Origin of the sequence: Clostridium sp. CX1, from assembly GCF_025398335.1 — a bacterium.
Taxonomy (GTDB): Bacteria; Bacillota; Clostridia; order Clostridiales; family Clostridiaceae; genus Clostridium_AM; species Clostridium_AM tanneri.
Genome location: NZ_JAODOO010000012.1, coordinates 80,285 through 95,856 on the forward strand (window position 1 = coordinate 80,285; position 15,572 = coordinate 95,856).

General features: G+C 33.1%; 13 protein-coding genes. 3 read left to right on the forward strand and 10 right to left on the reverse strand.

The annotated features are described in order from the left end of the window. Positions 1-119: 119 nt before the first annotated feature. Positions 120-2,396: an excinuclease ABC subunit UvrA gene (locus tag N4T77_RS13925; protein ID WP_261672415.1), complete on the reverse strand. Its 2,277-nt coding sequence runs from the start codon at positions 2,394-2,396 to the stop codon at positions 120-122. A gap of 123 nt (positions 2,397-2,519) precedes the next feature. Between N4T77_RS13925 and N4T77_RS13930 the strand changes: the two genes are divergently transcribed. After that, positions 2,520-3,452: a YafY family protein gene (locus N4T77_RS13930; protein ID WP_261672416.1), complete on the forward strand. Its 933-nt coding sequence runs from the start codon at positions 2,520-2,522 to the stop codon at positions 3,450-3,452. Between the two features lie 69 nt (positions 3,453-3,521). Here N4T77_RS13930 and N4T77_RS13935 read toward each other — a convergent pair whose 3' ends face one another. The 9 genes from N4T77_RS13935 to N4T77_RS13975 all read right to left on the reverse strand — a co-directional run bounded on the left by N4T77_RS13935 (position 3,522) and on the right by N4T77_RS13975 (position 12,819). Then, positions 3,522-5,315, reverse strand: coding sequence for an ASKHA domain-containing protein (locus tag N4T77_RS13935; protein WP_261672417.1), 1,794 nt, complete (start codon positions 5,313-5,315; stop codon positions 3,522-3,524). Beyond that, a complete protein-coding gene (locus N4T77_RS13940) occupies positions 5,308-6,339 on the reverse strand; it encodes a methylcobamide:CoM methyltransferase MtbA (protein WP_261672418.1) in 1,032 nt (343 codons plus the stop codon). The genes N4T77_RS13935 and N4T77_RS13940 overlap by 8 nt, the downstream gene beginning before the upstream one ends. A 15-nt stretch (positions 6,340-6,354) precedes the next feature. Then, positions 6,355-7,011 (reverse strand): corrinoid protein, encoded by a 657-nt coding sequence (locus N4T77_RS13945; RefSeq protein WP_261672419.1) that lies wholly within the window; start codon positions 7,009-7,011, stop codon positions 6,355-6,357. Between the two features lie 63 nt (positions 7,012-7,074). Beyond that, positions 7,075-8,145, reverse strand: coding sequence for a uroporphyrinogen decarboxylase family protein (locus tag N4T77_RS13950; protein WP_261672420.1), 1,071 nt, complete (start codon positions 8,143-8,145; stop codon positions 7,075-7,077). A 40-nt stretch (positions 8,146-8,185) separates the two neighbouring features. Continuing rightward, positions 8,186-9,055 carry a uroporphyrinogen decarboxylase family protein gene (locus N4T77_RS13955; RefSeq protein ID WP_261672421.1) on the reverse strand — a complete coding sequence of 290 codons (870 nt, stop codon included), beginning with the start codon at positions 9,053-9,055 and terminating at the stop codon, positions 8,186-8,188. 12 nt (positions 9,056-9,067) lie between these two features. Next, a complete protein-coding gene (locus N4T77_RS13960) occupies positions 9,068-9,979 on the reverse strand; it encodes a CobW family GTP-binding protein (protein ID WP_261672422.1) in 912 nt (303 codons plus the stop codon). 293 nt (positions 9,980-10,272) lie between these two features. Continuing rightward, positions 10,273-10,878, reverse strand: coding sequence for a hypothetical protein (locus N4T77_RS13965; protein ID WP_261672423.1), 606 nt, complete (start codon positions 10,876-10,878; stop codon positions 10,273-10,275). A 372-nt stretch (positions 10,879-11,250) separates the two neighbouring features. Next, complete coding sequence (locus tag N4T77_RS13970; protein WP_261672424.1) at positions 11,251-11,592, reverse strand: zinc ribbon domain-containing protein YjdM; 342 nt, start codon at positions 11,590-11,592, stop codon at positions 11,251-11,253. Positions 11,593-11,655: 63 nt separating this feature from the next. Beyond that, positions 11,656-12,819 carry an SAM-dependent methyltransferase gene (locus N4T77_RS13975; RefSeq protein ID WP_261672425.1) on the reverse strand — a complete coding sequence of 388 codons (1,164 nt, stop codon included), beginning with the start codon at positions 12,817-12,819 and terminating at the stop codon, positions 11,656-11,658. 295 nt (positions 12,820-13,114) lie between these two features. On the opposite strand from N4T77_RS13975, the gene N4T77_RS13980 reads away from it, so the two are divergent. Further along, a complete protein-coding gene (locus tag N4T77_RS13980; protein WP_261672426.1) occupies positions 13,115-13,342 on the forward strand; it encodes a FeoA family protein in 228 nt (75 codons plus the stop codon). Between the two features lie 64 nt (positions 13,343-13,406). Next, positions 13,407-15,524: a ferrous iron transport protein B gene (gene feoB, locus N4T77_RS13985; protein ID WP_261672427.1), complete on the forward strand. Its 2,118-nt coding sequence runs from the start codon at positions 13,407-13,409 to the stop codon at positions 15,522-15,524. The last annotated feature ends 48 nt before the right edge of the window (positions 15,525-15,572 follow it).

Sequence of the window (15,572 nt, forward strand, 5' to 3'; positions counted from 1 at the left end):
TCGATTTAAAAATTGCAAAAAGACTTTGTTTATTTAAAAAATTCTCCCATTTTACTATAATTTTAATTGCTTTCAGCATCAAAAAGAACTATTGAAACTATCTTTCCTCTAGAAGGCTGTTAAATTTTCATATCCGTTATATATTCTTTTAGATACTTTCCTGTAATAGAAGAAGAGGAATTAATCAAGTCTCTAGGATGTCCTTGGAATATCACCTTGCCTCCATCCTGACCTGCTCCTGGACCTAAATCTATAATCCAATCCCCTTGACACATTATATCAAGATTATGCTCTATCACAATTAAGGTACTACCTTGGTTAACAATGTGGTTCATAATTTTGATAAGCTGTGACAGATCAGACATGTGCAACCCTGTAGTTGGCTCATCTAATACATATATATTCCCTTCTTTCTCCAACTCTGCTGCAAGCTTAAGTCTTTGAAGTTCACCACCAGATAGTGTATCTAAGGATTGACCTAGGCTAATATAGCCTATTCCTACATCTTTCAATCTTTTCAAAGTAGCAAATATTTCTTTTTCACAAAAAAATTCCAAGGCTTCATCAACTGTCATTTTAAGAACCTGGCTAATATTTTTATTTCGTAATTTAAATTGAAGTACTTCCTTAGTAAATCTATTTCCTTGACATGCTTCACAAATACCTACCACCGGATCCATAAAAGCTAAGTCAGTATAAATTACTCCTAATCCCTTACATTCTGTGCAAGCTCCATGAGAATTAAAGCTGAAAAGAGAAGCTTCCGCACTGTTTTCTTTTGCGAAGAGCTTTCGGATAACATCAAAAATCCCTGTGAAGGTAGCTATATTAGAACGCTTAGAACCTTGAATTGCTCCTTGATCTATAAAAATTGCCTCAGGATAATGCTTTTTAAATATACCATTTATAAGAGTACTCTTCCCAGAACCAGCTACTCCTGTAATCACAGTCATAACACCTATAGGTATATCCACAGAAACCTCTTTCAGATTGTGCAAGGAGGCATTCTTTATAGATATCCATCCCTTAGCTTCCCTTGTACTTTCTTTCAAGGTAGTTCTACGATTTAAAAACTTTCCTGTCAATGTATCTGCTTTTAATAAACCTTCTACTGCTCCCTGATACATAATATTTCCGCCTTTTTTGCCAGCTTTTGGCCCCATATCAATCACATAGTCTGCAATTTTAATTACATCCGGATCATGTTCCACTATTAAAACAGTATTTCCTTTATCTCTTAATAACTTTAAAAGGTTATTAAGCCTAGTCACATCATGGGGATGAAGACCTATGCTTGGTTCATCAAAAATATAAGTAATATCTGTTAAACTGCTTCCTAGTTGACGAACCATTTTTATTCTTTGTGATTCCCCTCCAGAAAGTGTGGCTGTTTGTCTATCTAAGTTTAGGTATCCTAGTCCCACAGAATTTAAATGTTCTAATCGATTAATAATAGATTCAACTATTGTATAGGAAGAAGGCTCCTTAATATTCTCTATAAAGCTAATTAACTTACTGACCTGCATTTTTGTACAATCTGTAATATTTTTGTCCTTTATTTTGCACTGTAGTACCTTTTGGTTAAGTCTTCCACCATTGCATAATGGGCAAGTTCCTCTGGTAACCACGTAATCAATATCCTTTTTATATAGCTTAGCATCCCTGCATTCTTTGTTTAAAAAAGTCCGTTCAATTCTCGGTATAACCCCTTCATACTTTGAAGTGGTGGGCCACCCTTCTCCAGGATTTGTGAGCTTAAAACCTGCTTTATAAAGGAGGGTATCCCATTCCTCCTGGCTATAATCCTTAAGTTTCTTGTCATTATCAAAAAGTCCTGTACAAACATATCTTTTCCATCGTACCTCTCCTGGCCTAAAGGTTGGAAACTGAATGGCTCCTTCATTTAAAGATTTACTTTTATCAATTAGTCTATCAATATTGATTATATCTATTTTTCCCAATCCTTCACATTTAGGACACATTCCTGCAGGATTATTAAAGGAAAACACATCAGAATAGCCTACAAAAGGTATACCAATACGTGAAAATAACAACCGCAAAAGAGAGTAAATATCCGTTATAGTTCCAACGGTTGACCTTCCATTTCCTCCTATTCTCTTTTGGCTAACTACAATTGCTACAGAGAGATTTTCAATTGAATCTACATCAGGCTGTCCGTAATGCGGAAGACGGTGACGTATAAAACTTGAATAGGTTTCGTTCAATTGACGTTGTGATTCCGCTGCAATTGTATCAAATACAAGAGATGACTTTCCTGAGCCTGAAACTCCGGTAAAAACAGTGATTTTCTTCTTTGGAACCTCTATATTAATATTCTTTAAGTTTTTCTCTCTAGCTCCAGTAACATGAATATTATTGGATTTTTCTTTTTTCATAGTAATCCCCTTTCAATATCTATCATAAATACTGTATACTAAAAACATGACAATTGCTGTCTGTTTTTATTAAGATTAATCTATTGATCATAGGATTAATTTCTGTTGCAAAGGAGATTTCATATGTCAAAGGCTAAAAAAATATTTGATTTAATTATGTATGTAAATTCTAAGAAAAACTTTACTGCTCAAGATGTTGCCTATGAATTTAACATATCTGTCAGAACTGCTCATAGATATTTAATGGAAATAAGCGAATTAGGAGTTCCTATATATACAGAGCAGGGCAGAAACGGCGGCTATCGCACACTAAAAAATAGAATTCTTCCTCCAATCATATTTGATGAAAATGAGGCCCTAGCAATTTTCTTTGCCTTTCAATCACTAAAGTACTACAAATCACTACCCTTTGATACAGATATAGATTCAGCTTCTAGAAAATTGTATGCCACTCTTCCTGAGGATGCCAAAAACAAAATAAACCGTTTAGAAACACTTATATGCCTATGGAATCCAAAACGAAATATTGCCTCTCCATTTTTAAAGGATATAGTTGAAGCAGTTCTTGAGAGTAATACATTAATAATTGAATATGTATCAAAATCCAAAAATAAAAAAAGAGAAGTTAAACCCATTGGAGCATATGCCTATGACGGACTTTGGTATATGCCTGCCTTTGACCTGGAAAAGGATAAGGTTTTATTATTTAGAGTGGATAGAATCGCCTCTTTAGAAGTTTCTAAAAAAACTTACCAGTTTCCAATGAATTTAATAGATTGGTTTGATAGCTACACTATTAAAAGGCCTGTAAGATTACATGTTAAGCTTACAAGAGAAGGTATAAGACAGTGCCAGAGTAAATCATGGTTAGAACCCCACATTGTTGTTATGGATGATGAGAATGGGTATATTGATACAATAATTGATAAGGATGAGCTAGATTTTGTTTCTAATTATTTTCTTCAGTTAGGCATTTCTGCAAAGGTTATTGAACCACAAGAAATAGTAGATAATATAAAAAAACAAGCACATGCCCTGATAAATCATTACATATAGCTATAATTAATATAGTTCTGTATAAAAAAGTTCTCCCAAAGTAACTTTGAGAGAACTTTTAATAACATTTTAACTTGGAAACATTAGACACTCCATAAAGAGTCTTTCATAACCTTCTGATGCCCCTAGTTCCATATAATCTATCTGATGGGCGAGTTTTTCTATTTGCTCTTTTACATCTGCAGACATAAGGGCCATATATGCCCCGGTTTTAGAGGAATTACCTACATATACCAGCTTATCCCTAACTTCCTCTGGCAATATGCCTATGCCTACTAAGCTATCTGCAGGCAAATGAGCTCCGAACTGTCCTGCTATAACAACTTTATCAAGCTCGCTCATATTGATGTTTGCCTTTTTTAACAGAGCATAAAAACCTGAAAGGATAGCTCCCTTTGCTAATTGTACTTGACGAACATCCGACTGTGTAATTAGCAGTTTTTTTGGATTACTACTTAAAACAAATTCTCGTTTTTTCCCGTCTAACTGAAGCATATTATAACGATAATCTGATTCTTCCAGCTTTTCCTTTTTTATAAATGCTCCATCTTTTTTTACAAGACCTACTCCAATTAATTCTTTTACTACAGCTAATATACCGCTGCCACATACACCTATTGGTTCCTGCTCTCCTATAACTTTAACTTCAATTCCGCTTTCAGTGATTTTCACATCTTCAATGGCACCCTCTGCTGCCCTCATACCGGAGCTAATGTTCATCCCCTCTAAGGCTGGACCTGCAGCACAGGAACAGGATAAAAGCTTTCCATGATTGGATAAGACAATTTCCCCATTAGTTCCAATATCTATAAATAGTACATTCTCCTTAGCCTTGTGTAGTTGACAGACATATGCACCGGCTACAATATCAGCTCCTATATAAGCTGAGACCGATGGAAGACAATAAAGCCTAGCACCTGGAGCTGCCTCTAAGCCAATATCCTTTGCCAATATGTTTTTTGATTTCACAAATATTGGTGCATAGGGAGATTTTCCTATAGAGGTTGCATCAATTCCTAAAAGAAAATGCATCATTGTACAGTTTGCGGCAATAGAAATCTCATATATGTTTCTTCTATCTACCTTTGATTTATTACATATATCTCCAATCATCTCATTAATAGAGCTAACAATTGCATACTGCAGCTTTTCCTTAGAATCCTCTGGGTGCTCTACTTCATAAGTGATTCTAGTTAAAACATCCAGCCCAAAGTTCTTTTGAGCATTAATCATTGAAGCTGTAGCTAATTCCTTACCAGTATTCATATCAATCAGCGAAGTTACAACTGTGGTAGTTCCAATATCCACAGCAACTCCGTAAAGAAGGTCAGTAGTATCACCGGCTTCAATTCCAATTAACTCTCTGCCATTAAAAACTCCTGTAACTTCTCCAATCATAAATTCACGCTGCTGCAACAGTCTCCAATCAAATTTTTCAACATCAAAGGTGTTGCATATAGCCTCTTCAAAGGAACTTTGATTTTCTAAGGTAGGCTTTTCTATTTTAAAAATCTTCTTATGGATTAAAGGATTAAATTCAAAATCTGGAACATATCCCGTTGTAAGTATTTTATGCTTCCCTTCCTTTTGTAAAACTTCAATTACAATATCTCCTTGTGGTACTACCAAACAGGATAATCTTATGCCTGAGTTGATTTCTTCCTTCTTTAAAAGTTTTGCCTCTGTTTCTGACATATCCGGCAGATTTCCTTCTAAAAGTCTAATCTTACATTTTCCACAGGACCCTTTTCCATTACAAGGATTGTCAACGAAAACCTCATTTTCTAACAAAAGCTTCAGCAAATTTTTTCCCGGCACATATTTAAAGCTTTTATTTTCAGATTTAATAGAAATCTTAGCCATTAATAACTCCATCTCCTTTTGATAAATAGTCTACCATAGCTTTCACATTTTTCAAAGGAGACTTCATTCCAAGTCCACAGGCTGGAGATATTATATTTGCTCCGTCTTTCACACATTTTTCAGTTAGTTCAGTGATTTTCTTTGCTTCGCCGAATTCAATAGCATAAGTACTTACATTGCCCATTAGTAATCTGTTTCCCAGATTTTTTCTTGCATCGCTCATATTAACTATAGAATCAAAACTTAAAACATCACTTTTGATTTTATTTACTTCTGGGTAAACCTTCTTCATTTGTCCACATATATGTACAATTGTACCTACATTCTTATTTTGTATACTATCAACAATTTTATTAAGGTATTTTACAGCAAATTCTTCAAATAGCTTAGGTCCTAAAATTTCACCGGTGCCGCTAGGGTCAGAAATTGCAATTATGTCTGCTCCTGCTTCTATTTGTTTTGTTGCAAATAAAATTAACTGCTCTGTAACAAAATTAAGAAATTCATGTGCTTCCTTATTACTTTTCTTTAGCTCCTTATAAAAAGTGGAAGGTTCCATTATAGAGCTTGCTGTACTAATAGGGCCTGTTAAATTACCTATAATAGGAACATCACTACCCTTCAATTTTAGCAGTTTTATAGCATCAATAACTACCTTTGCTCTTCCCTCTTCATAGCTAATCTCAGAAATTTCTTTCCATTCCTTAACAGAATTAATTGCATATTCTACAACATGAGGCTCATAAATATTTGTGCCCATATCAACTTTTGCTCCAAAATTTTCTGCCTCTATAGTCATACAGAAGGGAACACCGTAATTTTCAAAGCAACCTTTTTCATATACTGCTGTTGCTAAATCAGCCATCATTTCAGCATTCAAATGAGCCTTTTGAAATTCTACTCCAACCTCCTCTATTAACTCTGTTGTAACCATATTCATCATGCCGCCAGGACAAATACATGGTGGTCTATCAACTTTTTCTCTGCCAAATACCTTCATTAATCGTTCTTTTGGCAATAACATAGCCCTCACCTCTTTCTACGCTATATTAAGCAATGTCTTTATTTGTTTAACTGCCTCAACTGCATTAGGAGAATAACCATCTGCACCAATTATATCTGCAAATTTCTTTGAAATTGGTCCTCCACCTATAACAACCTTAACTTCTTCTCTTATACCCTCTTCTTTTAATAATTCTATAACAGTTTTCATGCCTCCCATTGTTGTTGTCATTAATGTGGACATACATACGAAGGATGCATTAACCTCCTTAGCCTTATCTACAAAATTTTGAAGTGGAACGTCTCTTCCTAAATCAATCATTTCAAATCCAGCTGTTTCTAACATGATTTTCACTAGATTTTTTCCTATATCATGGGTGTCTCCTTCTACAACTCCAATTACTCCCTTTGGCTTTTCTTTTTCTACTTCATCTGAAGGAAGATGAGGTCTTAAAATTGCTAAACCTTCATACATTGCATCTGAGCATAATAATATATCTGTAACAAAATATTCTTCCTCTTCATATAATTGACTTGCGCGGTTCATACCATCTACAAGACCTTCCAGAATACCTTCAAGTATTGGATACCCTGCTTCTACATATTCATTAGCTGCTTCAATTACATCATCCTCTTCCATATCCACTACACCATCAGATAATCTCTTTAATAATTCTTCCTTTAATACTGCCATTATTTTTCCCCCCACTTTTTAATAACTAATATATTTATTCCGATTCAATTTTCACTTCATATGTTAAAGGAAATTTCTTGGGTCCAAAGGCCACTTTCCATATTTTCTGGCAGAAGCCATAAATTGGTCAATATTTTCTAGCGGAACAGCTCCTGAAAGATCACAGCCTGATGCTAAAATATATCCACAAGGACTGTCATAAGCCTTTTGTATGCAGGTTTTTACTGCTAAATCTACATCATTAGTATTTCCTAGAATCAGTACTTCTACTGGGTCTACATTTCCAAGGATAGGAACTTTATCTCCTACCACTTCTTTTGTATAGGCTAAATCTACCCTGTTATCAATACTCATCATATCACAGCCTGACTTAACCATTTCTCCTACGATTGCCGTTGTATCTCCACAAATATGGTAACAAACCATTCCTTTTGCATCATGAATATCTTTCATCAAATCTATTGTGTATGGTAGAACGAATTCCAAGTATTGTTTTTTATTAAGAATTGTTCCTGATGCAATAGGATCGCATAATAGAATAAGAACACCTGCTTTTATGAATTCTCTACAAATCATTTTTAGTGCATCGTTACAGAATTTAATTAATTGATGCAGTTTTTCAGGATTTTTTCTAGTTGCTCTTAACAAATTTTCTGTTTTATAAATACTGGAAGCAGCAGTAAACGGTCCAGATATTAAAACTCCCGTTGGAACTTCATTTCCTATTTCGTCTATAATGATACCTGCAGCTTCTAAGTGCAGCTGGAAGGCTTTATCATTTTTTAGCTCTAATTTTGACATATCTAACTTGTCAACATCATTCAAGTCCTCTAGAACATATTTCATGATTGCTGGTACAGAGTCCTCTGGGTCACTCATTTCACTGCCTAGAGCTGCACCTACACCATGCAATCCATATTCAACAATTGCTAAATCATTTCCAAATCTTTCATAACAGGCAATCTGTGCCTTTGCTTCATTTAAAGCACTGCTTCTTTTTTCCTTGTGAGTCATTCCAAGTGCTAATCCTGACATAGAACAAGCAACTGGCATAGCTAGAATTCTATCCATAGGTTTTCCTGTCATAAATGCGGCCAATCTTTCATTTGGTGTCATCTTATCATCTTTGTGCATATAATGTCCTCCCTATATAAATCAATATTTTTACTAATACTTACAGCAAATTAATTGTTTTGATTATTCCATTTTTTAATTCAAATTCTTTATCTTTAATACACATTTGTCCAACAAACTTCGCTTGTCCCATTACTTTTATGCAGGCTTCGGAGTATTTTACAGGCTCTCCAAGGTTAATATCCTTCCATACCGCTTTATCTGTTCCTATCAATGCGAAAGTAGTTTTAGGGCAAAGTAATACAATTGTTTCATCATTAATTATTTCTTCAATCTTCTTTAACAGTGGGTAAGTAAACATTTCTACCGTTTGTTCTGCAAATTTAGGCCCTAGAATATTTAATCCTCCAGAAGAATCAGCATAACTAATCATATTTACTCCTGCTTTTTGAGCCTCTTTAACAAAACGTAATAGTTCCTTCTCAAATTTATTAAAAATAGCTTGCATAGTATCTGGATCTTTTCTAAAGATCTTAAAAATGTGACGTGGGTCAATTAAAACATTCATAATTGTAAAGGGACCAGAAATATATAGGAGTACATTCTCCCCTTTATCTCTTAAATGCTTACAAGCTTTTAAAACTTCTGATATACGTCCCTTTGAGTAATCGATTTCAGGTAGATTTAATATTTCCTGTGCAGATGCACAAATATAGTCTTTTGCTCTTGGACCTATATTTTCATCTCCAAAATTAATACTTCCTCCCAAGGCTTCTCCTTCAACGGTATGACAAAATGGTAAACCACAGAAATTTGCCTTATCATACTTTTTCAACTCTTCTGCCAAGAGAGCCATGCTATCCCAATGCTTATAGGCTTCTGGAAACTGCAAGTCCAATTTTTCTGTAACTTCTTTATTAATTCCTATAGAATTATCATATGTACACTTAAAGTCAACAATTTTACTCATGATTCCCCCCTGTTAACTAAAACATTTTAATATTTTTTCTTTCTCTAAATTACTGCCAATAACAGCTACCTTTGTTTCTTTGCATTCTTCTGTATATTCCCAGTGGTAATGATGTGGAGTAAAATCAAAATAAACAAATTGCCTTGTATTAAGTTCTAGAATTCCCTTAGCTCTTAAAACAAAGCCATATTCCTTGTCCTTTAGAGAAACTAGCATGTTATCAAGCTCTTCCTCGGAAAAAACCTTAGGACTAGCAAGGGATAAAGTACCAAATACTTTATTAGCAGGCACTGATAAAGCTTTTCCCTCTAAATTAGTTTCACAGCTCTTGATTGTATTTAATATTTCAATTATTTGTTCTCCATTATAGGAATACCAGTTCTCTTTGAGAATAAATGCTTTCTCATTATTTAATCTTATTTTTGAAATTACTTTTTCAACTTCTTTGTCTTCTGTTTTGTCCAAATGACTTAAAAAAATAATATGAGCATTTTGAATTTGATCCAAATAAAATTCCCCAAATATCTCTAAATAATCTTCGAATGCACTGGCATCTACAATAGTTATTAATTGATTTATTCTTATATCAAGCTGTGGATTTTCAGAAATCTTCTTGCAGGCCCTCACAACATCTGATAAATTCCCAACACCAGAGGGTTCTATAAGTATGCGGTCTGGTCTATACTGCATAACTAACTCTTCTATACTTTTTTTAAAATCTTGTACTAAACTACAACAAATACATCCAGCATAGATTTCCCTAATAGGCAGGTTATCACTGATTAAGTCTCCATCAATTCCAATATCACCAAATTCATTTTCAATTAAAGCAGTTTTACCTTCCATACCTGGAATGATTTTTTTTAAAAAAGTGGTCTTTCCAGCTCCTAGGAATCCAGAAATGATGCTTATATCAATACTCAATGCAATTCTCCTTTGTAACTAAATTTTTTATTTCTATGGAAAAGTACATAGTACTTTTTCATTCTATGCTTTATAATCTCCAAGTAATTTTATCATTATAAATAATGTTGGTCTAATTGATATTTCTTATCTTTTAATTCATATCTATAAGTTTTTTTTATCCTCCATTATTTATTACCCTTATATTTTTAAAAATCTATCTGTATCTTGGATATTTTAAGTGTATAAGTCATATCAAGTTAATATAAGAAGGCTACAAACGAACATAATTCATCTGCAGCCCTTATAAGTTATCAATAATATTGGTTACTCTGAGGTCGTAATGGAAAACAGAAGCTTTCTCTTTCTATAGAATTACAATTATTATGTTGAGATTTTATATTTTTGAGATTGCCTTTATAAATTATTTTACCTTTTAAATCTAGTAAACTTTGAGGTCTCACAAGATTTCTTGATATATCAAGGTCTGCAATATTGCTTTCCTTTAAAATATGATACACAAACTCTGAACATAGAAATCTAGTCTCCGAGCATTCTGCCTTATTAAATAGACTATGAATTAGCCCCTTGTAATTATATTTATAAAGATTACTATTAAAAATAAAATGATTCAGTAAATCTTTAGCCTTCTTATACTGCTGTTTTGATACCTCTACTTCCATTATTACACCGGGTAAATTTTTATGAAATTTATATAATCCTTCATCAACTTTTTCTTGTCTAAACCTTCCTACAAAAGGATTATAAGTATTCTTTCTTCCAAAACCATACATATTGTTCAGTTCTTTGTCTAAAGATATAGCTGCATGAGTATATTCATCATTCTTAACAAACTGAATAAGCTTAGACATTACTGTGTTTGTCCTTGTAAGAACTATATATAAACAATATTTTTCCATCGTAAAGTACCCCCACTTGTTTGTTTGATATACCCATTATGCAGCATAAAATTTAAAAATACTTAAAGAACATCTTAAGAAAACCTTAATTTCAATCTGTAATCTTAAATCCTACACATAAATTAACAAGTAGAGTTACAATAATTTCTCTTTATCCTAAAATAATCATTTTATTGTTATGATAAAGTATAAATCCACACTAAATTACTGAAAAAATATAGATCGAGCTAGGATTAATTCCTTACTCGATCTGTACTTATTAACTGTAGCCTTATAATAAAGGTAATCCATTACCAATCTTTTGCTACTACATTTTTTGTTTCTTTTGTTGTTGCCAAAAACTGTTTCTATTCTATTTTACTAAAAAGGAATTTATACCTTTTTAACAAATTCAGATTTTAGTTTCATAGCTCCAAAACCATCAATTTTGCAATCAATATTGTGGTCTCCATCAACTAAGCGTATGTTTTTTACTTTTGTACCTATTTTTATCACTGATGAACTTCCTTTTACCTTTAGATCTTTTATTACTGTTACAGAATCGCCATCATTTAAGATATTTCCATTTGCATCTTTGATACTATTGTTGTCTTCATTGTCTTCTGTTTCTAATTTTAAAGCCCACTCATGAGCGCATTCTGGACAAACAAAAAGACTTCCATCCTCGTAAGTGTATTCTGAATTACATTTTGGACAATTTGGTAAACTAGACATAAATTCATTTCCTCCATTGCTATTGTTAATTGTCATATATAAAATTATTTTAATCCGTCACCTTTAAATTAAGTTATCTTTTTTTAATAGATTAAATAGTGTTGGATTAAAATTAAATTGCTTAATTAAATCTTCAACCTCAACTAGGGCTTTCTTTCTTTTATCCTCAGATACATTACCCTTAGATGCTCTGATTAATATATTTTTAGGGGAATGTGCTATATCTATAAATTCTAAAAGTTGAGTTTTGTAGCCTAAACACTCTAATAAATTAGCCCTGACAGCATCTGTCATAAGTGCTGCAACTCTTTCTTGCACTATTCCATATCTTGTAAGTATAGATAGAGATTCTGCCTTCATCTGTTCATTAAACTCATGCTGGCAGCAAGGAACAGAGAAAATCATCTTACTATTCCACTTTATTGCATTATATAAAGCATAATCCGTTGCTGTATCGCAGGCATGTAATGTAATTACCATATCAACTTTGTTATTGTATTTAAATCCATTTATATCTCCAATTTCAAAGTGTAGGTTCTCATATTTATATTTTTCAGCTATCTCATTGCACTTTTTAATAACATCTTCCTTAAGATCTAATCCTATCATCTTTACATTAATCTTTTTAATTTCTACAAAATAATAGTAAACTATAAAAGTCAAGTAAGATTTGCCACAACCAAAATCTAAAATTGTAAGCTCTTTAAAATCATTTTTCTTAACTTCATCATCTATGATTTCTATAAACCTATTTATTTGCTTATATTTATCATATTTTGAGTTAACTACCTTACCTTCCTTTGTAAAAACCCCTAAATCTATAAGAGGTTCTATTATCATTCCCTCTTTTAAAATATAATTCTTTTCTTTATTATGACTTTTGTTTGCTACCTTTATATTGTCGTCTTTCTTTTTACCTAAAAAGACTTTTCCCTTTTTAGATATTTTCAAATCAAAAGTAGTTGAGGTAGACCAAGCGGAAAGTTGTTTATAATTTCCTTGTAAATATTCCGTTAGCTTCTCTTCTAATATATCTACGTCAATATTCTCGTGAAAAACTTGTTTGTCAGTGTATTTTTCTATTTGATAATATTGTTTTTCATTATTTTCTTTTAAAATAAATGTTATTTTATTGTATTGAACATCCTTATTCATCTTATTGCTAATAACTATTTTAATAATTTCTTCTTCTATTATTTCCTTAATTGCCTTTTTAAAATCATCCATTCTTGTTATAGCCCTTCTTTCTTAAGCAGCATATGTAAATATTAATTTATTATGAAAAAGATAGTAGTACTCCACGTACTACTATCTTTTTCATAATAATATTTTTCTTGACCTATGTCAACAGAGGTTTAACCTAGGCTACTTATTATTTTATTTAAACTAGCACCTTTTTAGAACTATAAGCATAGATTATATTAAAGTTAGCTTAGGGTAACAAAATTAATACCATGAAACTAAATTAAGCTAGTGAAAACTTATTTTTACAATATAATTATTAGTTCAAGGAGGAAGTTTTATGTTAAAGCTCAATAATGTATCTGTAGGAAATTATGTAACTGTTGAAAATTTGTTATCTACTGGAATGTTAAGAGAAAGAATGCTGGCTCTTGGTCTAACTAAGGGCGCTCAAATAGAAGTGGTAAGAAAAGGTCCATCAGGAGATCCCACAGTTTACAATATAAGAGGTGCCATGATAGCTCTGAGAAAAGAGGAAGCATCCTTAATTTTCGTTACTCATAACTAAAGGCTCATTGAAGCAGGTTACTACCTGCTTTTAAACATCAAAAATTTTTAGGAGGTTAACAAAAATGGGGCTCACATTCCACTCTGCTAAAAGTGATGCTTTTACAGACATATTTAACATCGAGAAAAAAGAAGGGCAATACATTATTGCTCTTGCTGGCAATCCCAATACTGGCAAAAGTACTGTTTTCAATGCCCTGACTGGTCTTCACCAGCACACTGGCAATTGGCCTGGTAAAACAGTAGTAAACGCAAGAGGAGAATTTACCTATAAAGGTAAAGAAAATATATTAGTAGATTTGCCTGGAACCTATTCCCTCTTTGCATCCTCTGTAGAGGAAGAAGTAGCTAGAGATTTTATATGCTTTGGTAATTCTAATGCAGTAATAGTAGTTACCGATGCAACCTGCCTTGAAAGAAACCTCAATCTGGTATATCAAATAATGGAGCTTACTGACAACATAGTGTTATGCATAAATCTTATAGACGAAGCAAAAAAGAAAAATATAGTTATTGATGGAGAAGGCATAGAAAAAGAATTAGGTGTTCCTGTGGTATTATGCGCAGCACGAAGTGGTGTAGGTATAAAGGAACTAAAAGAAGCAGCGTACAAGGTTACTACAGGTCAGATTAAATCAAATCCTAAAGTTGTAAAATATCCCCACTATATAGAAGAAAAGGTTAAATCCATAGAACCACTTATTGAAAAAAATATAATAGGAATTAATTCACGGTGGCTTGCTTTAAGAGTTTTAGATGGAGATTCAAGAACAATCTCCTCTATTTTCAGCAATTTAGATAAGGATTCCTTGCAAGAAATATTAGTAGCTGCAAATTCATCTACCGAGGATAGAGATAAAATAAATATTAGAGACGATATATCAGAACAGATTTACAGGAGAGCTGAAGAAGTAAGGGACAAATATGTAAAGGAAAATAAGGCTAAAATAAATAGAGATAAGTTAATTGATAATTATATTACTTCAAAAGTTTTTGGTATTCCGCTGATGCTCCTGACTTTAGCTATGATATTCTGGATTACCATCACTGGAGCCAATGTGCCCTCTGCCATGATAGCTGATCTTTTATTTAATTTAGAATCTAAACTGACTTTATTGTTTAACCACATGAATGCCCCTAGTTGGCTTCACGGTATTCTTATACTTGGACTTTACAGAACCCTAGCCTGGGTAGTATCTGTTATGCTTCCCCCTATGGCCATATTTTTCCCACTCTTTACAATACTAGAGGATCTTGGCTACCTGCCTAGAGTAGCCTTTAATCTAGATCACTTGTTTAAAAAAGCCTGTGCCCACGGCAAGCAGTGTTTGACAATGTGCATGGGTTTTGGTTGTAATGCTGCTGGCATAATAGCCTGCAGAATAATAGAATCTCCTAGAGAAAGACTTATTGCAACATTAACCAATAACTTTGTTCCCTGTAATGGAAGATTTCCTACTCTAATAGCCATCTCAACGGTTTTCCTCGTTGCAAAGGGAGGCAGCGGATTTAATTTTTTACCAGTACTATCAGTAACAGCACTAGTTGTTATAGGTATATCTATAACTTTACTAGTATCCTATGGCTTATCTAAGACAGTTTTAAAGGGAGTTCCTTCTACTTTTACTTTAGAGCTTCCCCCTTATAGAGTACCTCAAATAGGAAGGGTTTTATACACTTCAATTATTGACAGGACTATGTTTGTACTGTGGAGGGCTGTAGTAGTTGCTGCCCCAGCAGGAGCCATAACCTGGGTACTTGCTAATATCTACATTGGTGACCTAAGTATTATAGGGCATACCGCAGCTTTTCTTGATCCTCTTGCCAAGGTCATCGGTCTTGATGGCTTCATATTAATGGCCTTTATACTTGGACTTCCTGCAAACGAAATTGTACTTCCTATACTATTGATGTCTTACTTATCCACAGGGACTATGATTGAATTTGAAAGTATAGAATCCTTAAGAAAGATATTACTAGATCATGGATGGACATATCTTACAGCACTTAACATGATGCTATTTAGCTTGCTTCACTGGCCTTGTGCTACAACACTTTTAACTATAAAAAAGGAAACCCTTAGCTTGAAGTGGACAGCACTTTCAGCACTTATACCAACTCTAGTAGCATTTGTTGTGTGCTTTATTACAACCACAGTATTTAAAATTTTAGGTTTAGGTTAATTTATATACAACTAAAAATAGACCTTTTCTATCCCTTAAAGCTAGGGA